Raw genomic sequence first — 25574 nt, forward strand, 5'->3', positions numbered from 1 at the left:
GCCCTCGACGATCGCGAAAAGAGTTCGCTATGAATGAAGAGACCCTGCCACCATTCGAACAGGCCTTCGGAGCGCTTCGTCAATTCACGCGTGCACGACGTTCCGCGTCGCGTCCGCTGGAGCAGTGCGAGTTGTGCAGCGCGGGGCTGGCGCAGGACCACCCGCACCTGGTGGAGCTCTCTTCGCGACAGATCCTCTGTGCCTGCGATGCATGCGCCCTGCTCTTCGATGGAAGGGAGAAGTCAAAGTTCAAGCGCGTCTCGCGCCGGGCTCAGCATCTGATCGACTTCGAGATGACGGACGGGCAGTGGGAGAGCCTGCTCATCCCAATCAACATGGCGTTCTTTTTTAGTTCGAGCCTTGAAGGCAGAGTTATTGCTCTCTATCCCAGCCCGGCGGGCGCGGTCGAATCGCTGCTGCCGCTCGAAGCGTGGAATGAGATTGCAGAGGGTAATCGGGCGCTGAACCGCCTCCTGCCCGATGTCGAGGCCCTGCTGGTCAACCGGGTGGGCCATGCTCATGGGCTCGCGCAGGCCGAGTACTACATCGCTCCGATCGATGAATGTTACAAATTGGTGGGGCTGATTCGCGCCAACTGGAGAGGTCTCTCCGGAGGAGCCGACGTCTGGGCAGAGATAGGGCGATTCTTCTCGGAACTGCGATCGAAGGCAGACCCAGTGGGCGGAGAAGCCAATGCCTGACCTGAGCTTTCAGATCGAAGAAGCGAGCGTTGTCCCATTCGCAGCGGCGCCTACACTTGCCTTCAAACTCCAGGTCAAGAATTCCACGGCCAATGAGACGATTCACACCATTGCGCTGCGTTGTCAGATTCAAATCGAAGTCACCCGTCGACGCTACGCACCAGAGGAGCAGGAGCGAATGCTCGACCTCTTCGGAACGCCAGACAGGTGGAGTCAGACGTTGCGCAGCCTGCACTGGACCAACCTCAATATGGTCATTCCTGCTTTCGCGGGCGCAACCACGGTAGCCGATCTTCACGTCCCCTGCTCCTTCGACTTCAATGTTGCTGCCACCAAATACTTCGAAGGGCTAACGGATGGCGATATTCCTCTCAACATCTTTTTCAGTGGCACCGTCTTCTACGCGCCACCGGATAGTGGGCTGCAGGTAGCGCCGATCTCCTGGGAGCAGGAGGCGAGATTCAAACTTCCCGTGAAGATCTGGCGCGAGATGATGGACTCCTACTATCCCAATCAGGTCTGGCTGAGTTTGCGGCGAGATGTCTTCGATCGTCTCTATCGCTACAAGATGCAGCACGGGATTCCGAGTTGGGAGCAGACACTCGAAGAAGTTCTCCCCATGGAAGCGGCGGTGAAATCGTGAATCTGGAACGGGTGGAAAAGATCGCAGAGGCGGTGCTGTACGAGGGATACATGCTGTATCCGTACCGGCCATCTTCGGTCAAAAACCAGCGCCGCTGGAACTTCGGAGTGCTTTGTCCCCAGGCTTACAGCGAATTGCAGCAGGGATCAGAGGCGTGGATGATGCAGACCGAGTGCCTGATCAAGACAACTTCCTCCACGAGGCTCAACGTGAAGTTGCGTTTCCTGCAGATAGTGCGGCGCTCGATCGGCAAGCTTCGCACTCCGGGACAAGAGGTGCCTGAGGGAGTGGAACCGGAGTTCGATGCAGTCGATCGTTTTGAAGTAGCTGGCCGCGTCTTTCAACCCTGGCAGGAGGCTGTTGAACGGGAACACATCGCCGCGGCGCTGGACCCTGCGTCGCTCTCGTCGCTTGCTCCGCTCGATCTAACGTTTCCGGCGGGGAAAAACTTCGAATACCTGCGTGATGAGGAGGGGAGGGCAGTCGGAGTGATTGTGCGAAAGTGGGAAAATCTAACTGCATCGATACAGTTTGGTTCGACACAGAGCTGTGATGGAGTGTTCAAGGTAACGGTTCGCGTTCGCAATCTCTCCTTCTTCGAACCTCCGGCTACTGCTGACCGCGAAGACGCACTCGCGTTCTCACTGGTGTCCGCACACACCATTCTGGGGGTAGAGCACGGGGAGTTCCTCTCCCTGCTTGATCCTCCGGCGGAGTTCAAAGATATTGCTGCCCAGTGCAACAACATTGGTACATGGCCAGTGCTTGTTGGGGATCAGGCGGAGACGGTGCTCTCGTCGCCCATTATTCTTTATGACTATCCGCAGATCGCTCCAGAGAGTGCGGGCAATCTCTTTGACTCAACTGAGATCGACGAAATTCTATCTCTGCGAATCCTTACGCTGACCGACGACGAAAAACGCGAGATGCGGCAATCCGACGATCGCGCACGAGAGATTCTGGAGCGCACCGAGACAATGCCGGAAGAACAGTTCATGAAGCTTCATGGTGTGCTGCGCGGATTGACTCCGGTCAAAGAGGAGGCGCTATGAATCAATGGGAGTGGAGTCTCCTTGAAGAGAAGGAGCAGGTCGATCACGTGGTGATCGATGGCGTCGAGGTACGGACAGGCTATCGCGTCCGTCTCAATCCCCGTGAGGGCGGGGACATTCTCGACCTTGCGCTGCGCGGACAGGTAGCGACGGTCGAAAGCATTGAACAGGACTACGAAGGACAGCAGCACATCTGCGTGGTTCTCGAAGACGATCCCGGACGCGACCTGGGGATGATGCGTCAGCCGGGTCACCGCTTCTTCTTCAAAGTGACCGAGATCGAACCTCTCCCGGAAGAAGAACAGGGCGAGAGAAAGACTGCATCGCAAGCTAGAATTCTGATCGCCGGTATCGGTAATATCTTTCTTGGTGATGATGGGTTTGGAGTAGAGGTGGTGCGACGTCTCGCGGGCTGCACTCTGCCTGAAGAAGTGCGCGTCGTTGATTTCGGCATCCGTGGCATGGATCTTGTCTATGCCTTGCAGGACCGCTACGAGACCACGATTCTTATCGACGCCTATCCCCACCGGCAAACGCCGGGTACGGTCTCGGTTGTCGAACTGGATCCGAACGAAGCTGCAGAGCCGTCGGGCAACTTTCTCGAACCGCATAGCATGCATCCGATGAATGTGTTGCGTATGGCGAGCGCCATGAATGGGCCGCTCAAGCGGGTGGTGTTGATCGGCTGCGAGCCGGCAACGCTGGGGGGAGAGGAAGGCCATATGGGACTGAGTCAACCTGTTGAGGTTGCTGTGGAGCAAGCGGTGAAGACGACTGAGGCCTTGATAAGAAAAATCCTGGAAGGTGAATCCGTTTGAGGACAGCCTGAAAAGAAAGCTTTGGCAAAAGGAGAGTCGATATGTCAATGGAACTGGAAGGATCAACAACCAACGGAGTAGGCGCCGACAAGGAAACTCTTTACATGTTGGGAGGTGTGGCCATGATTGTGTTTGGAGCGGGATTGATACTCTCCAACCCATTCATTCGCCGCTATATGTCGCAAATAGGAATCGGCAATCTCGCCCAGGTGGCGATGCCGGATGTTCAACGGTATCTAAAGATGCGGGCGATGTAAGAAATCCGCGCAGAAACGGGATGGGCGTGCCAGCAGGTGACAAATTCTATGGAAACGACAAACACCGTGCTAGTTCGTTATGTCATCGATGCCAGGGCGAGTCGATTCACGGTGCAGGCCTTCGCCACGGGGCTGTTGTCTGCGGTGGGGCACAATCCGACCATCGGCGTCCGCAACTTCAGCGGCAGTGTGAGCTTCAGTCCGGAGGCGCTCCGGGGAAGCGAACTTCGATTGAATATCAAAGCCAATTCGCTGAGCGTCCAGTACGACATCTCCGATAAAGATAGCCGCGAGATCGAGAGAATTATGAATGAGCAGGTACTGGAGACAGCGAAGTATCCCGAGATCGTCTACGAAGCACCGATACTCTCCATCGCAAGAATGGGAGAATCTTTGTACACTGCCGCTCTTGACGGGAGCCTGACGCTTCACGGTGTCACGCGTCGGCAGCCGGTTACTGCTCGAGTCGCTGTCTTCGGGACGATGCTGCGAGCCTCGGGAGATTTCACACTGAAGCAAACCGACTACGAGATCAAACCGATCTCCGTAGTGGGAGGAGCGATCAAGCTTAAGGACGAATTGAAGTTCTCCTTCGAGATGGTAGCGCGGGAACAGGAGTGACAACTATGGCCTTCATGGTAGAGAATCATGCGTCCGGGAAGGGAGCCTCCCAATGTGCCTAGCCATACCGGGCAAGATTGTTGAGCTGATTGCCGGTCCGAATCTTGTAGGCGTCGTGGAAGTGACTGGAGTTCGCCGCAAGGTTCAGTTGGGTCTGCTCGAAGACGACATGCCAAAGATCGGCGATTGGGTTTTGATCCACGTCGGGTTTGCGATGTCCAAAATCAGCGAGCGTGATGCTGCGGAACAGATGCGCCTGCTGACAGCGTTGGGCGAAGTAGAACAAGTGATGGAGGAGGTGCGGGGGTATGGTCTCGAAGACAGTACAGACCGCGCTGGCCCGGTTTCGCTCAACGGAAAGCATCACGCCTAGAGGAGATTGATCATGCAATATGTGGACGAATTTCGCGATCCTGAATTGATCACTAAAGCCTCCGAAGAGATTCGCCGTCTCGCCGATCCCAAGCGGCACTACCGCATCATGGAGGTATGTGGTGGTCACACGCATGCCATCTATCGCTTCGGGCTCAAGGATATTCTGCCTTCAAATATCGAACTCATCCATGGGCCCGGTTGCCCTGTGTGCGTCTTGCCGATGGGAAGGATCGACGATGGATTGGCTATCGCCAAAGCTCCCAACACCATCTTCGCGGCCTTCGGCGACATGATGCGCGTGCCGGGAGCACATGGGAGTCCGCTCGAGCACAAGGCCCGCGGCACCGATGTGCGGATCGTGTACTCTCCTGCGGACGCGTTAGAACTGGCCAGAAAATATCCGGAGAAGGAAATCATCTTCTTTGCCATAGGATTTGAGACGACGGCTCCGTCAACTGCTCTTACGCTGATGAGTGCCAAGGCTGAGGGTATCCACAACTTTTCCGTCTTCTGCAATCACGTCACGATCGTCCCTGCAATCCGCGCCATCCTCGATTCTCCGGATATGCGTCTTGATGGATTCATCGGCCCGGGGCATGTCTCAACGGTGATCGGTTGCAGACCCTATGAGTGGATCGCCAGGAATGAAGGCAAACCCGTGGTGACCTCGGGCTTCGAGCCCTTGGATTTACTGCAATCCATCGTCATGCTTTTGCGGCAGATGCAGGTGGGCGAGGCCAAAGTCGAGAATCAGTACAAGCGCGTGGTGCCATGGGAGGGCAATCGCGCAGCGCTGAAAGCGATGGCCGAAGTCTTTGAGCTGCGGCCGTACTTTGAGTGGCGAGGACTTGGATTTATCTCTCAGTCGGCATTGCGCCTTCGCGAGAAGTACGCCGCGTGGGACGCTGAGCTACGCTACTCCGTGCCGGAGACGCGAGTGACCGACCCGAAGGCGGCACAGTGCGGCGAAGTACTAAAAGGTGTTTTGAAACCGGCGCAGTGTAAGTTGTTTGGGAAAGAGTGCACCCCCGAACATCCGATCGGCGCGCTTATGGTTTCGTCAGAGGGCTCATGCGCAGCATATTACAACTACGAGTACCGCAAATCGCTGGTGACGAGGATCAGCTCCGTGGCCTGAAGATTGAACCTCCGGCTGCAACATCGCCATCGGTGGTTCGATTTCGCGATCCGCAGATTGAGATGGCGCACGGAGCCGGTGGGAAGGCCAGCCGAAGACTGGTCGAGGGTCTGTTTGCGCCGCTTCTCTATCCAGGTTCGCAAGAGCCGCTGAACGATGCTGCGCACCTTGAAGTAGGGGGCGCGCGAATCGCCTTCACCGCCGATAGTTTTGTCGTCAAGCCCCTGCGTTTTCCAGGTGGCTCAATCGGCGAACTTGCCGTCAACGGCACCATGAACGACCTCGCAGTCTCCGGGGCCAAAGGCGTTGCCATGACCGTGACCTTCGTTCTCGAAGAAGGCCTTACCGCCTCTGTCCTTGAAGCCGAAGTCCGCGCGATGTCAAAAGCGTTGAAGAAGGCAGGAGTCGTGATGGCCGGTGGAGACACCAAGGTTGTCGAACGCGGCAAAGCCGACGGCATGTACATCACGACCGCGGGGATCGGCACCCCGTTGCCTGATGTAAAAGTCGATGCGCGTTCGGTGCGTCCAGGCGACAAGATCCTCTTGTCCGGCCCGATTGGCGATCACGGAATCACCATTCTTCTGGCTCGCGGTGAGCTCGACTTCGAAGCAGATTTATGCTCTGACACGCGGTCGGTGCTACCGCTGGTCGAAGCGCTCGCAGCAGAGTGTGGCCCTGGCATTCGATGGATGCGTGACCCAACGCGTGGCGGCGTAGCTACCGCACTCAACGAGCTCGCGCGCGATAGCGGCTTGGGGATCGAGTTGCTCGAAGAAGAGATTCCCATGCACGATGCGGTTCGTGGCGCCTGCGAACTGCTCGGATTGGATCCTCTCCACATCGCGAACGAAGGCCAGTTTCTCGCAGTCGTCTCTCCGGAGTATGCTGACATCGCCTTGAATGCGCTGCAGCAGACCGCAGGCGGTGAGGAAGCACGGATGATCGGACAGATTCAGGTCGAGCCCGCCAACGCCGTTCTGGTCACCACTCGCTACGGAGGCAGTCGGATCGTGGACATGTTGGTCGGCGATCCACTGCCGCGGATCTGCTAGGACCTCGTATGCAAACAGCCGTCAATCTCGCTGCACATATTGAAGAGCGGTTGCTCCTGCGCAACGAGATCCTGGAAGACTTCTTCTCCCAGCAGGCCCGAACGCTGGCTATCGCCTGCCGCGAGATGTCGGAACGCTTCCTAAAGGGAGGCCGGTTGCTGGCGTTTGGACGCGGGTCCTACTCTACCGACGCCCAACACGTCTCGGTTGAGTTCGTTCATCCTGTAATTGTTGGCAAACGAGCTTTGCCTGCGCTTGATCTCTCCTCGCTCCTGCGCCCATGGCTCGATGCCATTCTTCGTCCGGAAGATATTGTGATGGGCTTCGGCCCTCCTGAAGGAGATCCTGAGGTGTGGGCGGCTCTAGAATCGGCAGAGGCACGAGGAGCAATGACCTTCGCCTTGCCCGGCCACAATGGATCCTACGCACTCAAAACTGTCACCCAGGACCCGTTCATTCATCAGGAACTGGTGGAGATTTTTTATCACACGCTCTGGGAGACGGTTCACGTTTTTTTGGAACATCGCGAGCTCGGTCAGGATGTAGGACAAGCAGAGTTTCTCTATCCTTTCCTCGGTCAGAAGAAGCAGGAGACTGCCGGCATCGTCGAGGATGTCGCGGCTTCCATCCAGATGAAAGTGCGTGACGATACACGGTTGCGTACCCGTCTCGCCACAGAACAATCCGAACAGATTGGTGCGGCGGCCCTTGCCATACGAGAGCGCCTGCTGCGTGGCGGAAAGCTGATTCTCTTCGGCAACGGTGGCTCTGCAACCGACGCCAACGATTGGGCGATGGACTGTGTTCTTCCTCCTGCAGGATACGAGACCATTCCGGCGATCTCGCTTTCCATGGAGCCAGCCAACATCACCGCACTGGCCAACGACGTGGGCGTTGAAGTTATCTTCCTGCGCCAACTCATGGCGCATGCGAAGCCGCAGGATGTGGCGATTGGAATCTCCACCAGCGGCGGCTCGCGTAATATCGTCATGGCCCTGGAAGAGGCACGCAAGCGCAATCTGCTGACGGTTGCTCTGCTGGGCAACGACGGGGGAGAGATCTATCGTCGAGGTCTGGTAGACCATCCAATCATTGTTCGCAGTGACTATATTCCGCGCATTCAAGAGGTGCAGGCCTCCACCTATCACGTGCTGCGCGAGACGATGGAGGTGCTGCGCCATGGCCACGCTTGAGCTGTATGGAAGTGCTCGATGCCCCTACACCCAGGAGTTGCGTGAGTGGCTCGAGTGGACCAGACGCGACTTCACGGAGTACGACGTGGAGGCAGACTCCGAAGCGCGTGCCCGCATGAATGCACTCGACAGCAGCGTACGCACGGTGCCTGTGCTGGTGGAGGATGGCAAAGTCATCCAGGTGGGCTGGCAAGGCAGGGGTTGCATTGTGGGGTCGGATTAGCGATGGCGAGTGCCTGCTCAATTCGCGTGCGCGGCGTGGTACAGGGAGTTGGCTTTCGCCCTTTCGTGTACCGTCTGGCGCAAGCTAATACGCTAGCCGGGTGGGTGCTCAACGGCGATCAGGGCGTGGAGATTCATCTGGAAGGTGCCGAGCAGGACATGGAAGTCTTCGTTGAAGAGATGCAGAGCAAGCATCCTGCCGCCTCCATCATCTCCGAGATTGATGTCGAACCTGCACCCTTCGAAGACCTGAACGAATTCACCATTCGAGAGAGTCATAGCACCGGCCGCCCTACGGTCCACGTTTCGCCCGATCTTCCTGTCTGCGAAGACTGTCTGAACGAGTGTTTCGACCCATTGGATCGGCGTTACAGACATCCCTACGTCAACTGCACCAACTGCGGCCCCCGCTACAGCGTCATCCTCGCGTTGCCCTATGATCGAGCCAACACCACAATGAACGAGTGGCCGATGGATCCATACTGCGACTCGGAGTATCACAACCCGGCGAATCGCAGGTTTCATGCACAACCTGTAGCGTGTCCCTACTGTGGGCCGAACTTCGTACTCCGCCAGAACGGACTCGACTCGGCTCGTGGTTGGGATGCGATCCGAGAGACAGCCGAGCTCCTACGGGAGGGCAGCATCGTCGCGATCAAAGGGCTGGGCGGATATCATCTGGCCTGCGATGCGCGCAACCCGATAGCGACCGCTGCTCTGCGTGTGAGGAAGTATCGCAAGGAGAAGCCTTTTGCCTTAATGACCAAAGACGTGGAGGCAGCGCGCCGGCTGGTCTTTCTCACCTCCGAGACTGAGACGCTGCTTACATCATCGGCCCGTCCGATTGTGTTGGCACTGGCTCGACTGGAACTCGAAGGCGTCTCGCCTGACAATCATGACCTCGGTGTGATGTTGCCCTACACACCGCTTCAGCACCTTCTCTTCGCTGCTGGTGCGCCGGAAGCGCTCGTGATGACCAGTGCCAATCGCTCGAATGAGCCAATCGCTTATGAGGATGCAGACGCGCAAAGGCGACTCTCTGGAATCGCAGATGCGTTTCTAATCGGCGAACGTCCGATTGCACGGCGAGTGGAGGATTCAATAGCCCGAGAAGGAACCTTCGGCCCGGTGATTCTTCGCCGGTCTCGCGGATATGCGCCGAGCGCAGTGGCAAAGCTGCCGATCAAGCGCCCGGTGTTGGCCCTGGGCTCGGACCTGAAGAACACGATTACGCTGGTAGTTGACGGCCACGCTTTTGTCAGTCAACACATCGGCGACCTCTCCCACTATCAGGCATTCCACGCCTCTACAAAAACCGTTGAAGATCTCCTATCGATGTATGACGTCGACACTCACGATCTGCTTGTGGTGCACGACTGTCATCCTCAATACGCTTCGACGAGTCATGCCGCTATGCTCCCGGCTCGGGAGACGCGGGCTGTACAGCATCATCGCGCTCACTTGGCTTCGGTTCTGGCAGAACGCGGCGAGTGGAAGAAGAAAGTGATAGGCGTAAGCTTCGACGGAACTGGCTTCGGCGATGACGGCAGCATCTGGGGCGGCGAGATTTTTGCAGGAAGTCTCGAAGGAGGCTTCGAACGCCTTGCCCACCTGCGCGAAGCGGCTCTTCCCGGAGGCGATGGCGCCGCGCAATATCCGGTACAGGCCGCATCCGGTTTCCTGGCCCAGATCGATGGTTTGGCGGACTTAACCCAGCCGCCCTTCCACTTTACTCCGCGCTACCAGAGCGCCATGCAACTGATCCGCCGTGGGGTGCGTACTTTTTCGACGACCTCGGTGGGCAGGCTCTTCGATGCCGCAGCAGCGCTGTTAGGTTTTGTGAGGGAGAGTACGTTTGAAGGTCAGGCTGCCATCTGGCTGGAGCAGCTGGCACGCGATTCCTCGAGTGCGGAAGCCTATCCTTTCCCCATCACGAACGAGGAACTCGACTTCCGCCCGTTGCTCGATGCAGTCATTCGTGACCGGCTGCGCGGTCGCGGAGTGTCTGATATCGCGCGCTCTTTTCAACGTGGAGTCGCTGTGGGAACAACAGGGCTTATTCTGCAACTCTGCGGTAGCCACGCGATTGACACTGTCGTGCTCTCAGGAGGCGTCTTCCAGAACGAGCTGTTGCTCGAAGATTTGAAGTCGCTCCTCCTGCCCCACCGTCTCGAGATCTGGACGAACCACGCAATGCCTCCCAACGATGGTGGAATCAGCCTCGGGCAGGCCGCGCTTGCCGCATTCGGCAACTTCAACGATGCGAAGCTCTCCGTCCATGAAGGAGCCGACCATGCATGAGCTTTCGATTGCGATGAGCATCGTAGATATGGCGCAGGAGGAGGCGGAGCGCCGCAATGTGCGCGTAGAAGCGGTCCATCTGGAGCTTGGAGCCCTCTCGGGCGTGGTGAAGGAGGCGCTTCTTTTTTCCTTCGAAATAGCTTGCGATGGTACCCCGCTCCAAGGTTCACGTCTGGTAGTGAAAGATGTGCCCATCGAGGTTTACTGCCCGGTGTGCAATATGCCAAAGATTCTGGCGTCCATGCAGTGGTTCTGTTGCCCTGACTGCGGAGCGCAGACCTCTGAAGTGATTCATGGAAAAGAACTCGTCATCACTGCCCTGGAGCTAAAACAATGAGCCACGAACCACGCCTGCTGGAAGTCCGGAAGAATGTTCTCAAGCAAAATGACGTTATCGCACGCGGTTTGCGAGACCGGTTCCGCTTGCAGGGAACCTATGTCATCAGCTTGGTCTCGAGCCCTGGCTCCGGGAAGACTACCTTTCTCGAAAAGACTCTAACCCTGCTCAGGCCGCACTATCGCGTAGCTGCACTGGTAGGCGATCTGGCGACGGAGAACGACGCGCTGCGGCTCGCACGCAGTGGCGTGCCCGTGCGGCAGATCACCACCGGAACGCTCTGCCACCTTGAAGCGGCCATGGTGGAGCACTCGTTGAACGATTGGAATTTAGGCGAACTCGATCTCCTCTTCATTGAAAACGTGGGCAATCTGGTCTGCCCCGCGTCCTATGACCTGGGAGAAGATCTCAGGTTAGTGCTGCTATCCGTCACGGAGGGTGAGGATAAGCCGCTCAAGTACCCGACGATCTTCAACAGCGCCGACGTAGCGGTCATCACCAAGACGGATCTGGCAGCAGCGGTAGAGTTCGATGATCTGACCGCCAACGCGAACATTCAGGCAGTGCGGCCAGGAATGTGTGTGTTCAAAGTTTCGGCGAAGACCGGTGAGGGGATGGACGCCTTTTTGCAGTTCCTTGCGCAGAAACATGCACGAAGCTCACAAAAGACATCAGTGTAGACGCCGGCATGGCGAATTGCATCGAAACAAGAGTATAAAGCGAGCAACGAATCTCCGAGGTGACTTACATGTTGAAACTTTTAGCTGCTGCCGCAGGAATCGGCGCAATTGTACTAGCGATAATGATCGCTCCCGACGTATCCCGTTATCTCAGAATCCGATCCATGTGAGATGCTGCGGACTGAGCCGTCGCTCGCCCGCAACTATTACCGAACTGTTACCTGCACCCTATAGCCACGCCTCCTGGCCGGCGTTAGCCTCCACACTAGAGGCAAGCGCCAATGGCGACACTTGTAACACCACCGCAAAAAGCTGGCAGACCCCGCACAGTCGAAGTGGTACAGGCGAAGTCGGCGGAGTTCAACTGGGTCTTCTTCGTCGTCATCGCGGCCTTTCACGTGGGAGCCGTAGCGGCGCTGTTTACCTTCTATTGGTCTTCTGTCGTCGTGTTTCTCGTGATGTGGCTCTTCGGTCAGAACGTAGGAATCGCCATCAGCTATCACCGCCAACTCACGCATCGCAGCTTTACGACGCCTAAATGGTTGGAGTATGCCATGGCGGTCTGTGGCACCATGGCGCTCCAGGGTAGTCCCACGTACTGGGTTTCCGTACATCGTATGCACCACCAGTACACCGACAAGCCTGGCGATCCGCACTCTCCCCGCGATGGCAAATGGTGGTCGCACATGGGCTGGATTCTGCGCGGCTCTCTTCACAGCGAGACCACCACGCTCGCTCGCTATGTCCCCGATCTGGAACGCGATCGCTTCTACCGCTGGCTGGCCGTATGGCATTGGATCCCGATCACCTTTACAGGCATTGCTTTACTCATAGGGGGCACTGCACTCGGCGGATGGAAGCTGGGCCTCTCCTGGCTGCTGTGGGGAACATTTCTTCGCATCACCATTGGCTTTCACACCACCTGGCTGGTCAACTCGGCGACGCATCTGTGGGGCTCTCGCCGCTTCCAAACCCGCGACGACTCAACCAACAACTGGTGGGTCGCCCTGTTGACCGGCGGAGAAGGCTGGCACAACAACCACCATGCGCACCCTGTGTCTGCCAGCCACGGCATGGCCTGGTGGGAGCTGGACTTCAACTACTGGGGCATCAAACTATTGGAAGTGCTCGGCCTTGCGAAGAACGTAAAAGTGACGCATCTCGCGCATCCAGATCGAGTCAACGAACTTTAAACCTCAAACGGCATCATCTCAACCGGCGGGAACGGGTGCTCTAGTAGGTTCGTGAGCACCGTTCCCGTATTGCATCGTCGACTGACTATTTACTGCTCACGCCGGGTTTCCCAACGTCCCGGTATCCACGTATATTGTCCCCGGAGCTGATGTCAGACGAGGCTGTTCTACTCCGGCAGGCGTCCAGCTGAAGGTGTAGGTTTTACCGGCAGCATATGGGTTAGGCTCGGTTCCATCCGGATAATTCGTCGTGTTCGGCCATGTTTCATTCTGTTTCAGAGACTTGTTATGAGGAAGATGAGGGCAGAAATACTTCGCATAGGTGCTGGCGAAGACACCCGCGACCTCAGCGACAAACTGAAGGGTGTCTGTAGCTCCCACGTTGACTTCAATTGGGTCGGTTGAATCTGTAAGGGGGACAACAACGATCGACAAGGTGATTCTCCTTTTGTTTCGTTGGCATTTACCGGGTTAGAGTTAAGGGTTGCTGCGATGAAATTCGGGGTCACTCATGACTCCCCGCATATCTGGATCATCTTCGAGTTGACTCAAAGGATAGCCTTTATGCAGAGCCATCTCAAGATAGCGCAGCGCCTGCTTGCGATCACCGCACATCTCATATACCCCTGCGACGTTGACGAGGAGGCTTGAGTCATCCGGCGAGAGTGCTATTGCAGTCTGGGCATGCTCCAGCGCCTTCTCACGCATCCCGCTCTTGGCCTGCATCACCGCCAACAGTGAGTGCGCTTGTGCATCTTGAGGCTTCAGTCTGATATTTTGCTCGAGCAACGGTATGATCCGCTCCCGCACTGTCTTTGCTTTTGAGCTGTCACCAAGCCGTTCATCAGCGATGAGCAAGTTATTCCAAACCATATAGTCGTTTTCGTTTATTTGCAGAGCTTTCTCATTCACCTCTGCTGACTCCTTATATCTTTTCTGCGAAAGATAAAGGCTCGCCAGATTTGCATATGCCTGGTAACTTGGCTCCAGTTCGATCGATCTCTTCAGCGCCTGCTCTGCAGCGGGAAGTGCCGTAGCGTCGCCCGAATCGATATAGACTGCGCCCAGATTGAGATAGACCTCCGCATTGTCTGGTGTCATCTCAAGCGCTCTCTGCAACGCCTTGATCGCCTCTGGATACTTACCTAGGCGATCATAGAAATGGCCGATCAGGTTATAACTCTCCCAATCGTCCGGCTTCAGCGCGACTGCCTTTTTGTAAGCAGCCTCTGCGTCGGGGATGCGGCCGGATCGCTCATAGGCGCGTGCCAGCCCCCGCACCGCCAGCGCGTTTCGCGGATCGAGTGTGAGAGCGTGTTGAAACTCCTGCAGCGCAAGCTCGCGCTTCCCACTCACGTCGTGGATTCGTCCCAGGGTGACGTAGGCCGCAGGCAAACTGCCGTCGAGCTGGATCGCCCTCTCCAGGTTTCCCTGGGCTTCGTCCAGCCAATATTGATTTTTGTCCAGTTGATATTTGATTCGATACGCCTCCCCAAGCTGACCGTAGCCAAGCGCAAACTTCGGATCGGTCTTGATCGACTCATTCAGCAGGTTAATCGCCTTATCCATGTTTCCCGCTTTGTCGTAACGCTGCATGTAGCCCAGCGCAGTCAGGTAGTTCTCATACGCCGCAGGTACAACGGATCCGCCGGTGTTGTGCAGCATCTCCGCGGACACGGGCAGGTCCATCAGATGCGCCAGTCGAGATACTGCTTCATCCTGCAGCGCAGAGAGGTCCCCAGCCTGATCCACCACATCGACCGAGCCAATTAGGCGAAGATTCTCCGTACTGATCAGATTAAGGTTCAGGTTGATCGCTGTTCCATCGCGCCGAATGCTTCCGTTGATTACCAGATTTGCGCCAAGTGTCTTGAGCGCAGTGGCGGGGTCCGTCACCTTGAGACGCCGGATCTCGCTCGCCGGAATCACCCACAGCGCCTTGTTGCCAACATCGAGATTGGAGAGCTTCCCCGACAGCGTATCCACGAGGCCCTCGCTCAGAGCCTCGTTCTCCGGATTATTTCCAATGTTGGTAAAAGGAAGAACTGCGATATGCTCTTCGCCCACTCTTATGCGGGAGCCAAACAGTTGTTCGCGAACCCGAGGAAAGAGAAACAGTGCGGCCAGGAGAACAAGCCCAGCGAGGCCGAGGCCCAGTGGCAGCCACTTGTTTCGAGGCTTCTGTGGTCTGGACCAGGTAGAGACGGAAGCCTGCTCGACATACTTGCGAATATCGTGGGAGCGATGCGTGGTCTTTCTGTCAGTCGCTTCTCTTCGGTTGGTGGAATCGTTCGCAAGCTCTGCTCGTGCGGCCCGTAGATCCGCCAGCATATCGGAGCAATGCTGGTATCGCTTCTCGGCGTCCTTCGAGAGGGCGCGATAGATGATCCCCTGCAGCGCGATGGGCAAACCATCCAGCGACTGCGGCGGCTCATTGAGGATCGCAACCAGAATCGCCGGAATCGCTCCGCGCTCAAAGGGATTTCGCCCCGTCAGCATTTCCGCCAGAACCACTCCAAGGGACCATATATCTGTTCGCTGATCGGTTCGATGACCCAGCGCCTGCTCCGGCGAGACGTACTTGATCGATCCCACGATGCCGCTCGCGGTCGCCGTCTCGGCGCTGATCAGACGAGCCAATCCAAAGTCGACAATCTTGACAGACCCCGCGTTGGTCAGCATCACGTTCGACGGCTTGATGTCGCGATGCACAATCTGATGCGCGTGGGCTTCGCACAGCCCGAGCGCGATCTGAATCGCAACATCGACGGTCTCTACTGTGCTCAGCGGACCTTTGGCAATCCTTTGAGCGAGAGACAGACCGTCATAGAAGCCCATGACAATAAACGCGCGGCCATCTGCCGTCTCTTCGATCCCGTGGATGACGCCGATGTTCGGATGGTCCAGCGACGAAGCCATTCGAGCTTCGAGGACAAAGTACTCTCTCTCCCGAACGTCAGCGTTCAATAGGCTGGGGAGAAACTTGAGCGCAACCTGCCTCTCGAGCCTGGTGTCCCAGGCACGATAGACCACACCCATTCCACCGGCACCGGCGATGCCCAGAATCTCGTAGTTATTCCCAACCAGTTCTCCCACCGGGAGAGCGTTAGTAACCTCTGCCATTTAAATTCGCTCATGCTCAGAAATAGGAGGCAGTTATTCAGGCTCGAAACCCTCATAGGGTATCACTCAGGATCACGTGAGCTGCAATGGGGCCTGCCCTTGACTGTCTCTTTACAGACAGCCGCATTCCAAAATGGGCAGCGGCCGATCATCAAAAGTAAATCTTTGCGGCAAGCTCGATCTGACGTGAAGGTCGCTCTGCTACACCCACAGCAAGGGCTGGCGAACCGGATAGTTGCGAATGATCTCCCGATCGGTCGGATCCGGATCTTCGGTCTTCCAAAGCGAGACATACTCCGGCTTTTCGCAAGCGAGTCCTGAAAACAACAGACCCGGAGAGCGCACAGGCAGTGAGTCAAAGTGCTCCACGTCCTTCGGGTACGGCCACGTGCTCTTATCCTTCAAGTAGGGATAGAGAAACTCCGCTGCCCTGCAGAGCCCGCGCCCATCGGCGAGCTTGAAGGTCGGCAGATCCTGTCCGGCGCCCTTGAGCGACTGGCAGAGACAGGCCATCACGTCGAAGTTGAAGATGGAGTAGTTGTAAGGTTTGGTTCGCGCCAACTCCTTAGGAAAGGAGCCATCCGCGCCCAGCTGATTCGGAAGAAGAATATCCGTGTACTGCCGGTGCACCTGGCTGCGCGTCTCTCCATCTCCGATCAGCCGCGCGAACTCCGCCGCCAGCAGTGCCCAGCACATCGCGTGATTGTTCAGGGCATCGCGCTCCTTCTGCCCCTTGTCGCTGGTCTTCATCCATTGGAGATAGTCGCGGAACCAACCCATGAGAGCCGTCATCTCTTCCTTGTGAAGAAACCTGGCCGCAACCAGACCAGCTGCCCGTGCCACCTCGACCAGATGAAGCGTATCGATGATTCCGTACGAGCGGCCGGTCGAGACCCCATGGACCCCCTGCGAGAACTCCAGGTTTGGATTCATCCGCGTCTCAGGCGAGATAAACCACGCCCGCAGATGGTTGCAGGCGCTCTCGCCATAGCGGCGCTGTCCCGTCAACAGCCATGCCGAGGTCAGCGCCGGCATCTGGATCGAAAGTGCAATCATCGCCTTCCTGTGCTCGTTGAAGTTGTAGGGATTGCTCTGGCCGTCCCGGTTGATGTACGGGCCATTCGGATCTTTGGGGTTCGGCCAGAAGTAGTCCGCCTGGGAGAAAAAGTCATGAACACCCCCTGGGCTGCGATCGGAGCGGAACGAGGTGATCGTAACCGGCTTCTGCGTCAGATAAAGTGCTCCTGCCTTCAGGATCCGCGCGCGGTCGGTCTCGGCAACGAGTCGATAGGCATCACTCTTCGTCGGCCCCGCAGCAAGCCCGCGTAAGAACCCTCCCGACGAAAGAGGGCTGAGTGCGATAGCTTTGCAAAACCGGCGCCGGTCGATCCCTGAGGGGGAAATCGAGGAAGGGGAAATCGAGGGGGGATTCGTCTTTCTCACTTCATCTCCTGGTGGTAGATCAGGCAGGGCCTCACTCCTCGTTTGAAAGCATTCTTGGCAAGTAACTAACCGTTTGCTACATCGTGGAGTCGCTCTGAGTCGCAAAAAGATTATAGTTCGCACTTGGGACAAACCTTACAGATACCGTTCTCCCCCTCCTCCTCCATCAGCGATACACTAATAGTTGCATCCATTTGAGGACGCTGGAGACTCAGTCTTGCCCGAAACCATCACCACCGAAGCCACCACCCCCGACGTCGCACAGCAGGAGCAGGCCGAAACTCCGCTTGAGTCCCTCGCCTCCATCTGCACCGTCCTCGCCATCGGTCTCTTCGTGATGACCTTCATCTTCCAGAACTTCGAGATCCCCTCCGCCTCCATGGTGCAGACCCTGCTCATAGGCGACCACGTCCTGGTAGACCGCATCTCCCTCGCCCCACCCGCAAAGTGGGCGCCCTTCACCTTCTATCGCGACGTCCGCCGCGGCGACATCATCGTCTTCTTCAAGCCCGGCGAGCCTGACCTCTTCCTCGTCAAGCGCACCATCGGCATCCCCGGCGACCGCATCCACCTCCGCAACGGAGTCGTTTACCTCAACGGCGTCGCGCAGAACGAGCCCTACGCCGGCATGCCCACCTCCGACGGCGACCTCCAGCACGCCTTCGATCCCTACCGCGACGACTTTCCAGCCGTCCCGCCGGACAACTACGGCAACGTCACCGCCAGCTGGGCCTACGAGCTTCCCAGCCACATTCAGGATGGCGACCTCGTCGTTCCTCCCGGCAAGGTCTTCGCCATGGGCGACAACCGCACCGAAAGCCTCGACGGCCGCTACTGGGGCTTCGTCCCGCGCGAAAACATCGTAGGCCGCCCCCTCTTCGTCTATTGGTCGTTCCAAACTCCCGCCGACCAGATCAACAAGCAGAGCATCGGCGAGCGCCTCGGATTCATGGGCCACATCCTCGTCCACATCTTCGACGAGACACGCTGGAAGCGCACGCTTCATCTCATTAAATAGAGGTCACTCCCGCGCGTCCTAACCACCGCGCCGGACCATCGTTCATGCACGAAGCCGACCCCACCTACGAGCCCTCCGTGTATCCCAGCGAAGCCGCCCCCAGCGACGCCGCGGACGCAGACACCGCTCCGTCCCTCAGCACGCACACGCTGCGTCGCCTCCTCTACCTGGCCTTCGCGGTTCTTGCCGTCATGCTGCTCGTTCTGCTGCCTCCTTACATCAGCGTCAACCGCTATCAGCGCCGCATCGCCACCAGCATCGGCGACAGCCTCGGCCGCCCTGTCCACCTCGACAAGGTCTCCCTCAACCTCCTCCCCCTCCCCGGCTTTACGCTCGAAAACTTCGTCGTCGAAGAAGACCCAGCCTTCGGCTCCGAGCCGGTCATCCGCGCCAACTCCGTCCGCGCCACCCTCCGCCTCAGCTCCCTATGGAGCCGCCGCGTCGAGTTCTCCACCATCAGCTTCACCGAACCCAGCGTCAACCTCGTCCACACCTCGGACGGCAAGTGGAACCTCGAGAGCATCCTCCTCCACGCCGCCCACATCTCCGCCGCGCCCACCGCGCAGAGGCAAGCCGGCCCCGCCCCCCGCTTCCCCTACATCGAAGCCACCGGCGCCCGCCTCAACCTCAAACTCGACCGCGAAAAGTCCCCCATCTCCCTCACCGACGCCGACTTCGCCCTCTGGCTCCCCGACCCCCAGCAGTGGCATCTCCGCCTCTCCGCCCATCCCGCCCGCACCGACACCGACGTCTCCGACACCGGCGTCTTCGAGCTCGAAGGAACCCTCAGCCGCGCCCCCTCCCTCGGCCAGGTCCCCATCAACCTGCGCGGCACCTGGCGCAACGCTCCACTCGGCGCAGCCAGCCGCTTCCTCCTCGGCCGCGACGCCGGTCTGCGTGGCGAGATGACCCTCACCGCCAACGCCCAGGGCACCATCGACAACAGCAAAGTGCAAGCCCGCCTCCTCCTCACCGACACCCGCCGCGCAGACTTCGTGCCCGCCCAGCCCATGGACATCGATCTCCAATGCCTCGGCTCCGCCACCGGCGACTTCCACTCCTTCGAGGACTTGCGCTGTAGCTGGCCGCCCGCCGGTTCCTCCGACGCTCCCATCCTTGCCCTCACCGGCACCGTTCCGGATCTCCGCAACCCCAAGTCGGCAGAACTGCAACTCGGCACCCCCGGTCTCCCCGCCGCGACCCTCCTCGAGTGGCTCCGCGTAGCCAGCAATCGTATCCCCACCGACATCTCCGCCGCCGGCGCCCTCACCGGCAATCTCTCCTACGCGCCCAGCCCCACCGGCACCCTCCCCTGGCACGGAGATCTGGTCGTAGCCAACGCCAGCCTCATCGACCCACACGCGGGCACCACCTCCCTGGTCACCGGCGACGTCGCCCTTCACTCCACCACGGCGCCCTCACCCAAAGCAGCACAAAGCAAACATCGCAAACCCGCTCCGCCCACAGCCGACGGCTTTCAACTGGATCCTGTCTCCTTGGCCCTCGGCGGCAAGGATCCCGCAACCCTCGAAGGCCACCTCGACGCCGCAGGCTGCACCTTTCATCTCACCGGCATGGCCTCCACCGCACGCCTGCTCACTCTGGCAACCGCGCTCCCGCAGCTAGGCGACGGCCTTGTCGAGGTACTGCCCACCAACCGCGCCACCGGACCCTACCGCATCGACCTCACCGCCACCCGCCCCTGGGGCCAACCCCAAACCTGGACCGACACCTCACCCCACACTCCAGCTCCCCGGCCTCATCGCTAGCTTTTTCCCATTGCACGCGCACTTGCTCTTACATCTCCCACCCGACACAACCCAAAACGTGGCTGAAAAAGTCTGTTGAGCGAAGCCCGCGTTAAATGAAAAGTCGAGCTCGCGAAGTGGAAGTTGTTTTGAGATGCCTGCATTGAATCCCAGGATCGAAGTTGCCGATATCCGTTTTGCGGGAACGGGATGAGCATCGTCATTTTGCATAATTGGAGTACTCAACAGCGCCGCTTGGAAATCTTAGCTCCCAGATCTCATATCCCGTGACATTTAGGATTTGTAGCTTCGTGCTGCCTGTGAACGTGAAAACCAGATCGCCCGTTTCCTGATCATGTAAGGCATCCATCACGGTCTTACCAGACAACCTGTTTCGAAGTTCTTCCACGGCATCAATTGTTGCCGGTAGGCCATATTTCTGCTGATGATCGAAACTGCTGTAGCTGGCCGCACCATTCTCGATTAGTCGCCAGTATTCCGTTTGCAGCCTCGTTCCATTGATAAACAAGAGAGATACTGACGCTTGTCCGGGTTGCGGGAAGCCGTTTCCGGGTGATACCACCACGGATGACTTCACTAGCTCGGAAAGAGCGGCTTGAAGACTTGCAGGCATGGGCTAACTTTACCTCACCCGATACAGAAGGACAGACTTCCTCCCGCAAAGTCCGGTCAACTTACATCTGTTTTGCTTAAGGGCACGACTGGTAGCCCAAGGCTTTAGCCTTGGGTCTCCGTGCCGCAAGAGCCAACCCACGCAAGCGGTACCTCTCTGCCGAAGGCTGGAGCAAAGCCCGCAGGGCGAAGTGACAAAATATTTGCCGTTGCCCTTGTTGTTGCCTGTTCTCCTCAACCTGTCAAGCCCCAAAACCCCATAACCCAACCCCACGCAACAAGATAGGCGTGGCGTATCAGTTACCCGCCACCAGCTATACTGGAAGCAGCAAAGAAAAAACCCCGGCAAAGCGTCGGGGTTTTCGTCTTTAAACCCATAAACCATTTGTTTTGAAGAATCTGCAGGTAACCTTTTTAGAATGACGTATTTGAAGACACAGACACCGCGTAAACCATTTAAAACAAATGACTTACACGCCGGTAATAAGGGGGGGGGCCCTCCTCAGAAAGGAGAATCAGTGCGCCACAATCTGCTTGGTATGGATCGAAGCCGTCACCTCAGGCACCGTGCCGTCATTGACGATCACCTCATCCGGCGTCCCCTCGAAGACCACGCGGGTCGACGCACTGGACCGCCCTGGAATCCGCAGCCTCTGGGTCGAGGTCAACGTCCCGGACCGCACTGTCACCGGCACCTCGGCCGCCGCGTCCCCGTCGTTCTTCACCTCCACCGACACCAGAAACCCCTTGCCCTTGTCGCCGATCTTGTCGAGAGCACGAGGCGTCACGTTGGCGATGCTCAGGTCCGGCAGCCCTCGGTCACGATACACCCAGTCGTCGAAAAACCACGCCAGATCCCGTTTCGCGCTTCGTTCCAAAACCCGCTGGAACTCCTTCCGGTCGCTGTCCATCTTGTCGGTCCGATAGGCCTCAAGCGCCCGCTTCAACGCGTCATCGCCCACCACCGACCGCAGCATCCAAAGCACCGCAGCAGCCTTGGTCCCGTAGTAGACCTCATCGCTGGCCAGGATCAGGCTCTGCCCCGCATCGGAGTCGGAGGAGCTAGCCGACGAACTGGACGAAGTGCCGGCAGAAGGGTTGGCGGAAGAGGCGACAGGCGAGCCGGAGGAAGGACCGGGCTCCACCAGGGCCAGCGTATTGGCCTCCTGCTGCAGTTGCTTCACCGCAGCCTCCCGCCCCTGCGCCTGCTCAATCCAAAGCAGCGAAGCGAACTGCGCCACGCCCTCGTCCAGCCACACATGCGACGAACCGAACCAGGCATGGCTCAGCGAGTGCACCAGCGAAGGAGCCAGCACCTCGGGCGTCGCGGCACGCATCGGCACCACCAGCAGAGCATCGTCCTCAAACGGCTGCCCCTCGTGGTCGAGAATGTTGAGCAGACGCAACGGACCGGCTCCCAGCCACTCGGCCAGCAGCGGCTGCACCTTCGTCGACGCTGCTCCGTAGCTCGGCAGCGCATCGTAGTGGTCGGTCACAGCCGAGATCAGGCTGTTGTCCGTCACAGTGCCCGCCCGGTCGGTGATAAACAGACTCAGCGTGCGAAATCCCAGCGGCCGCTCGGAGAACTCAGCCGTAGCCACCCCCGGCGACTCAGCCACCGGCAGATTCTGGTTCTCGCTCACCTTCACCAGCTGCTCGCGCCGGCCACAGAAGAACGCAGCATCCGGCGCATCGCCGACGTACTCCACCGTGAGCCGCATATGCACCGTCGCCTCGGCCTGCCGCAGTTTGTTTAGCCCGACACTCTGGAACAGCTTCGCTCCATCGCCCAGAAACACCGGAGCCGCGGCTGTCGGATACCAAAGGACATTGCCAAACCCGCGCAGCGCCGTTCGCTCCGCACCGATCTGATCCCAGTCCGCATTGGCAGCCTGGTCGAGCGGCGCGCCAATCCGCTCCAGCCGCTCCGCCGACTGCACCACTTCGCCGGAGTAGAAGCCCGTCAGCGCAAGCGTCGCACCCGGCTCGAGCGGCTGAGGCAGAGCAACCACGGCCTCTGTCGCCTTGCCTGTATGGTCGGCGTCGGTGTCGATCGCATGTTGCGTAAACGAGAGCGGCACCACGCGCCCCGCGGTCTGCCCCGTGAAGCTCTCCCAGCTCAGCGCCGAAGAGATCTGAAACACCAGCCGGGTTAGAGGCGCCTTCCCGGTGTTCTTTACGCCGAACCTCGCATGAACCGCAAGCTTCGACTCCGCCGGCGTCAGATGCACATCGAGATCGTACGAGGTGAATGTAAGTGAGGTACGTTCCGCATCCGAGACCTCCACCACCGTCTCGGCCACCGGAGCCTTCGCCTTCTTCTCAACCTCCGGCGAATCCTGGTCTCGACTGAACAGGACCTTGCCATGCGGTGCGGCCGGTTCGTTGGCAGGAGGAGTCTCCTGAGCCTGCGCAAAATTCATTCCGGCGTGAGCAAAACTCATTCCAAAGGCAGCCGCCAGAACCAGCCAGCGACCTCCAGCTGATACAACAGAAAAACTCTTCAAGATCCCAATCCCTTACGTTCCTTCACAGGCTTTCGTGCGGGCGGAGCTGCAGGTCGACGCCGTTGCCGCATCGCCTCGTACATCACGATCGCGCCCGCAACCGACACATTGAGCGACGACACTTGTCCCGCCATCGGAATCCTCAGCAGGTGATCGCAGGTCTTCTTCACCAGGTCATGCAATCCCGCGCCCTCGCGCCCGAGCACCAGAACGCAGTCGCCCTTGAAGTCATACTCGGTGTAATCCGGCGTTCCGCGCTCATCCAGCCCAAGAACCCAGACGTGCTTCTGCTTCATCTGCTCGAGCGCACGAACCAGGTTTGTCACCCGAGCGATCCGCACATGCTCGGACGCTCCAGCCGAGGTCTTGGCGACCGTCGCGGTCACCGGAGCTGAACGCCGCTCCGGCAGAATCACGCCATCGACCCCTGCTCCATCCGCGGTCCGCAGCAGAGCTCCAAGGTTGTGCGGGTCCTCGACGCCATCGAGAGCCAGGAAGAACCTGTGTTGACCGTCCGCCTTCGGAGCCAGCAGGTCCTCGATCCCCAGGAACTTGCGCTCCCGAACCACCGCCAGCACGCCCTGATGAGCATCCGTCCGCGCCAGCCTGGTCAGCTGGTCCCGAGACTCCAACGACACCCGAACCCCAGCCGTCCCGCACAGCTCGATCAGCCTCTCCAGCCGCTCATCCCGGCGCTCCCGCGCCACACTCACATGGTCAAGCTGCCGCCCCCCCGCCCGGATAGCCTCCTCAACAGGGTGCAGCCCATAAAGAACTTCCATCCCTCAAGTCTACCGCCTCCACCCGGGAGAAAAGCAGCGAGGCCTTAGAATGTCTACAGTAGGGCGGCCCTGCGGATAGGACTCAGGGTCTCTCAATGGAAATCTCTCTTTTTATGAACCGTGTGGGCAAAAAGCGAGTCTTATTATACCGGAAGAACGTCTCTAGCAGTGTGCAAAATGGTTCCATCTCGCTCGCGTCAACGCTCGGTGCTCAAGTCTCAAGCGAGAATGCGGCGATTGCTCAAGGGCTAAAGCGGCAGAGTCCAGAACTTCTCGATACTCTCATTGAGCTCTATCAACACCGTCTTCTCCGGTATCTGCTCTTCCTCACTGGGAAGCGCGAAGTTGCCGAGGATCTCTTTCAAGAGACCTGGATGCGGGTTCTCCTGCGAGGGGCGCAGTACAACGGCAAAGCGCGCTTCGACACCTGGCTCTTTACTATTGCCAGAAATCTGGTGATCGACCTGTCGAGAAAACGGGTGATGGCGAGTCTCGACGAGATGAGTGAAGGGAAAGAGGACGATCGTCCGTTTGAAGTCGCGATGTCCGGGCCGTCCCCGCTCGAGCAGTTTCAATCCCGCGAAAACTGTGCCGAGGTCGGCGAGGTTTTGCTCAAACTGGAACCAAGCTATAGAGAGGTTCTGGTGCTTCGATTTTATGAAGAGCTGTCGTTGGAAGAGATCGCTACCGTAACCCGGGCCCCCTTATCGACGGTGAAGTCCAGGCTTTATCGCGGCTTGGCAGCTTTGAAGCCGGAGATGGAGCAGCTTCGATCCTCTCGTTCCATCGCAGAGGTTGGGATATGAGCGACGCCTTCGAGAGGTCCTCGTCGCAAGACGCTCCTGGGATGTTTCCCCGGGAAGAGTTGACGGATTTGCGGATGGGAGCTCGTGCGTCGGTGGTCAATCGAACTCATCGCGTGGTCCGGGAGCGCGCGAAGACGCTTGCCGCGCGGCGTAATCGCATTCGAAGCCTCTGGATTCCGCTGGCGGTTTGTTCCTCTCTTTTTGTCATTATCTGCACCGCCGTGTGGAGCGCGCTGGATGCGTACGACGTGACTCCGAACGGTGTTCCCGATGCAAGTAATCAGTTTTTAGTCCTCTGTTTGTGGTTTTTTCCTGTGTCGATGGCTTTGCTCGCTTTGGTGTTGTTTCGCCGTGCCCGTAAGCGCGAGGTGGCTGGATGATGAGGTTTTGGGGTCAGGAGTCGGATCGATCGCAGGGTACCCTGGCAGGGGGTGAGGATGAGCTGAGCATGATACCGACCTGGTCGGTGGTGCTGGCCATCCTGGTGTTTGGTGCCGTGCAGTATCTGTTCCATGGCGTGTTGCCGCACCATAAGCATGAACTGCTGCCGATGCGGCTGCTGATGGGGTACTCGTGGGGGACGGCGTTTGCCAGCTATGTGCTGCTGGTGGGGTATGTGAGCCGCGATGTGCGGCGGCGGCGAATGCCGGCAGCTTTGTGGATGCTGATCGTGGTGGTGCTGCCGGGCGGGATCGGAGCTGTGGTGTACTTCCTGCTGCGGCAGCCGATGCTGATGCCTTGTCCGCACTGCAGTACCGAGATTACCTCGAGCGTGCACTTCTGTCCGCAGTGCCAGTTCCAGCTGGCTCCTGTGTGCGGTCGCTGCTTCCGCGGGGTGCAGATTACGGATGTGTACTGCACACAGTGCGGGCATGATCTGGCTGAGGACCATGCGCCGGCGCGGCTGCGCGTATATAGTGACTAGTTG

Annotated in this window: 27 protein-coding genes; 21 read left to right on the forward strand and 6 right to left on the reverse strand. The window is 58.5% G+C overall.

From position 1 onward, the window contains the following. Positions 1-29: 29 nt before the first annotated feature. The 16 genes from HDF10_RS01630 to HDF10_RS01700 all read left to right on the forward strand — a co-directional run bounded on the left by HDF10_RS01630 (position 30) and on the right by HDF10_RS01700 (position 12586). On the forward strand, positions 30-701 hold the full coding sequence (locus HDF10_RS01630) for a DUF5947 family protein (RefSeq protein WP_183809839.1): 672 nt from the start codon (positions 30-32) through the stop codon (positions 699-701). Then, entirely contained in the window at positions 694-1344 is a 651-nt protein-coding gene (locus HDF10_RS01635) for a DUF6084 family protein (RefSeq protein WP_183809841.1), read from the forward strand. The genes HDF10_RS01630 and HDF10_RS01635 overlap by 8 nt, the downstream gene beginning before the upstream one ends. Then, complete coding sequence (locus HDF10_RS01640; protein WP_183809843.1) at positions 1341-2396, forward strand: hypothetical protein; 1056 nt, start codon at positions 1341-1343, stop codon at positions 2394-2396. The genes HDF10_RS01635 and HDF10_RS01640 overlap by 4 nt, the downstream gene beginning before the upstream one ends. Next, positions 2393-3214, forward strand: coding sequence for a hydrogenase maturation protease (locus HDF10_RS01645; RefSeq protein ID WP_221271358.1), 822 nt, complete (start codon positions 2393-2395; stop codon positions 3212-3214). The genes HDF10_RS01640 and HDF10_RS01645 overlap by 4 nt, the downstream gene beginning before the upstream one ends. A gap of 41 nt (positions 3215-3255) precedes the next feature. Continuing rightward, complete coding sequence (locus tag HDF10_RS01650; RefSeq protein WP_183809845.1) at positions 3256-3471, forward strand: DUF6893 family small protein; 216 nt, start codon at positions 3256-3258, stop codon at positions 3469-3471. 48 nt (positions 3472-3519) lie between these two features. After that, complete coding sequence (locus tag HDF10_RS01655) at positions 3520-4092, forward strand: YceI family protein (RefSeq protein WP_183809847.1); 573 nt, start codon at positions 3520-3522, stop codon at positions 4090-4092. Positions 4093-4144: 52 nt separating this feature from the next. After that, the gene (locus HDF10_RS01660) at positions 4145-4465 is read left to right on the forward strand and encodes a HypC/HybG/HupF family hydrogenase formation chaperone (RefSeq protein ID WP_183809849.1); all 321 of its coding nucleotides are present in this window, start codon (positions 4145-4147) and stop codon (positions 4463-4465) included. Between the two features lie 12 nt (positions 4466-4477). Then, positions 4478-5605 carry a hydrogenase formation protein HypD gene (hypD, locus tag HDF10_RS01665; RefSeq protein WP_183809851.1) on the forward strand — a complete coding sequence of 376 codons (1128 nt, stop codon included), beginning with the start codon at positions 4478-4480 and terminating at the stop codon, positions 5603-5605. Between the two features lie 62 nt (positions 5606-5667). Then, positions 5668-6660, forward strand: a complete 993-nt coding sequence (gene hypE / locus HDF10_RS01670) for a hydrogenase expression/formation protein HypE (protein WP_260177538.1) — start codon at positions 5668-5670, stop codon at positions 6658-6660. A gap of 8 nt (positions 6661-6668) precedes the next feature. Continuing rightward, positions 6669-7853, forward strand: a complete 1185-nt coding sequence (locus HDF10_RS01675; RefSeq protein WP_183809855.1) for an SIS domain-containing protein — start codon at positions 6669-6671, stop codon at positions 7851-7853. After that, positions 7840-8076, forward strand: coding sequence for a Uxx-star family glutaredoxin-like (seleno)protein (locus tag HDF10_RS01680; RefSeq protein ID WP_183809859.1), 237 nt, complete (start codon positions 7840-7842; stop codon positions 8074-8076). The genes HDF10_RS01675 and HDF10_RS01680 overlap by 14 nt, the downstream gene beginning before the upstream one ends. 2 nt (positions 8077-8078) lie before the next feature. Beyond that, positions 8079-10376: a carbamoyltransferase HypF gene (gene hypF, locus HDF10_RS01685; RefSeq protein WP_183809861.1), complete on the forward strand. Its 2298-nt coding sequence runs from the start codon at positions 8079-8081 to the stop codon at positions 10374-10376. Further along, the gene (locus HDF10_RS01690) at positions 10369-10713 is read left to right on the forward strand and encodes a hydrogenase maturation nickel metallochaperone HypA/HybF (protein ID WP_183809863.1); all 345 of its coding nucleotides are present in this window, start codon (positions 10369-10371) and stop codon (positions 10711-10713) included. Before hypF ends, HDF10_RS01690 begins: the two co-directional genes overlap by 8 nt. Continuing rightward, complete coding sequence (gene hypB / locus HDF10_RS01695; protein WP_183809865.1) at positions 10710-11393, forward strand: hydrogenase nickel incorporation protein HypB; 684 nt, start codon at positions 10710-10712, stop codon at positions 11391-11393. Before HDF10_RS01690 ends, hypB begins: the two co-directional genes overlap by 4 nt. Positions 11394-11461: 68 nt before the next feature. Next, positions 11462-11563 carry a DUF6893 family small protein gene (locus HDF10_RS21310; RefSeq protein ID WP_406705506.1) on the forward strand — a complete coding sequence of 34 codons (102 nt, stop codon included), beginning with the start codon at positions 11462-11464 and terminating at the stop codon, positions 11561-11563. Positions 11564-11674: 111 nt separating this feature from the next. Continuing rightward, positions 11675-12586: an acyl-CoA desaturase gene (locus HDF10_RS01700; RefSeq protein WP_183809867.1), complete on the forward strand. Its 912-nt coding sequence runs from the start codon at positions 11675-11677 to the stop codon at positions 12584-12586. Between the two features lie 96 nt (positions 12587-12682). Here the strand turns inward: HDF10_RS01700 and HDF10_RS01705 are convergent, their stop codons facing one another. The 3 genes from HDF10_RS01705 to HDF10_RS01715 all read right to left on the reverse strand — a co-directional run bounded on the left by HDF10_RS01705 (position 12683) and on the right by HDF10_RS01715 (position 17152). Further along, positions 12683-13021, reverse strand: coding sequence for a hypothetical protein (locus HDF10_RS01705; RefSeq protein WP_183809869.1), 339 nt, complete (start codon positions 13019-13021; stop codon positions 12683-12685). 42 nt (positions 13022-13063) lie between these two features. After that, a complete protein-coding gene (locus tag HDF10_RS01710) occupies positions 13064-15709 on the reverse strand; it encodes a serine/threonine-protein kinase (RefSeq protein ID WP_183809871.1) in 2646 nt (881 codons plus the stop codon). Positions 15710-15910: 201 nt separating this feature from the next. Next, complete coding sequence (locus HDF10_RS01715) at positions 15911-17152, reverse strand: alginate lyase family protein (RefSeq protein ID WP_311732629.1); 1242 nt, start codon at positions 17150-17152, stop codon at positions 15911-15913. Positions 17153-17369: 217 nt separating this feature from the next. On the opposite strand from HDF10_RS01715, the gene lepB reads away from it, so the two are divergent. Beyond that, positions 17370-18170, forward strand: a complete 801-nt coding sequence (gene lepB / locus HDF10_RS01720) for a signal peptidase I (RefSeq protein ID WP_183809873.1) — start codon at positions 17370-17372, stop codon at positions 18168-18170. Between the two features lie 44 nt (positions 18171-18214). Next, entirely contained in the window at positions 18215-19939 is a 1725-nt protein-coding gene (locus tag HDF10_RS01725; RefSeq protein WP_183809875.1) for an AsmA family protein, read from the forward strand. Positions 19940-20138: 199 nt separating this feature from the next. On the opposite strand, the gene HDF10_RS01730 is transcribed toward HDF10_RS01725, so the two are convergent. From HDF10_RS01730 to rlmB, 3 genes are all read right to left on the reverse strand, one after another. Further along, positions 20139-20552 carry a hypothetical protein gene (locus tag HDF10_RS01730; protein ID WP_183809877.1) on the reverse strand — a complete coding sequence of 138 codons (414 nt, stop codon included), beginning with the start codon at positions 20550-20552 and terminating at the stop codon, positions 20139-20141. Between the two features lie 514 nt (positions 20553-21066). Further along, a complete protein-coding gene (locus tag HDF10_RS01735; RefSeq protein WP_183809879.1) occupies positions 21067-22995 on the reverse strand; it encodes a M1 family aminopeptidase in 1929 nt (642 codons plus the stop codon). A gap of 59 nt (positions 22996-23054) precedes the next feature. Further along, complete coding sequence (rlmB, locus tag HDF10_RS01740; protein WP_183809881.1) at positions 23055-23840, reverse strand: 23S rRNA (guanosine(2251)-2'-O)-methyltransferase RlmB; 786 nt, start codon at positions 23838-23840, stop codon at positions 23055-23057. Positions 23841-24010: 170 nt separating this feature from the next. On the opposite strand from rlmB, the gene HDF10_RS01745 reads away from it, so the two are divergent. From HDF10_RS01745 to HDF10_RS01755, 3 genes are read left to right on the forward strand one after another with little or no spacing between them, the layout of a single operon-like run. Next, entirely contained in the window at positions 24011-24646 is a 636-nt protein-coding gene (locus tag HDF10_RS01745) for an RNA polymerase sigma factor (protein ID WP_311732676.1), read from the forward strand. Beyond that, a complete protein-coding gene (locus HDF10_RS01750; RefSeq protein ID WP_183809883.1) occupies positions 24643-25026 on the forward strand; it encodes a hypothetical protein in 384 nt (127 codons plus the stop codon). Before HDF10_RS01745 ends, HDF10_RS01750 begins: the two co-directional genes overlap by 4 nt. Continuing rightward, complete coding sequence (locus tag HDF10_RS01755; protein ID WP_183809885.1) at positions 25023-25571, forward strand: zinc ribbon domain-containing protein; 549 nt, start codon at positions 25023-25025, stop codon at positions 25569-25571. The genes HDF10_RS01750 and HDF10_RS01755 overlap by 4 nt, the downstream gene beginning before the upstream one ends. The last annotated feature ends 3 nt before the right edge of the window (positions 25572-25574 follow it).

Origin of the sequence: Tunturiibacter empetritectus, assembly GCF_014201375.1 — a bacterium.
In the GTDB taxonomy this organism is placed as follows: Bacteria; Acidobacteriota; Terriglobia; order Terriglobales; family Acidobacteriaceae; genus Edaphobacter; species Edaphobacter lichenicola_D.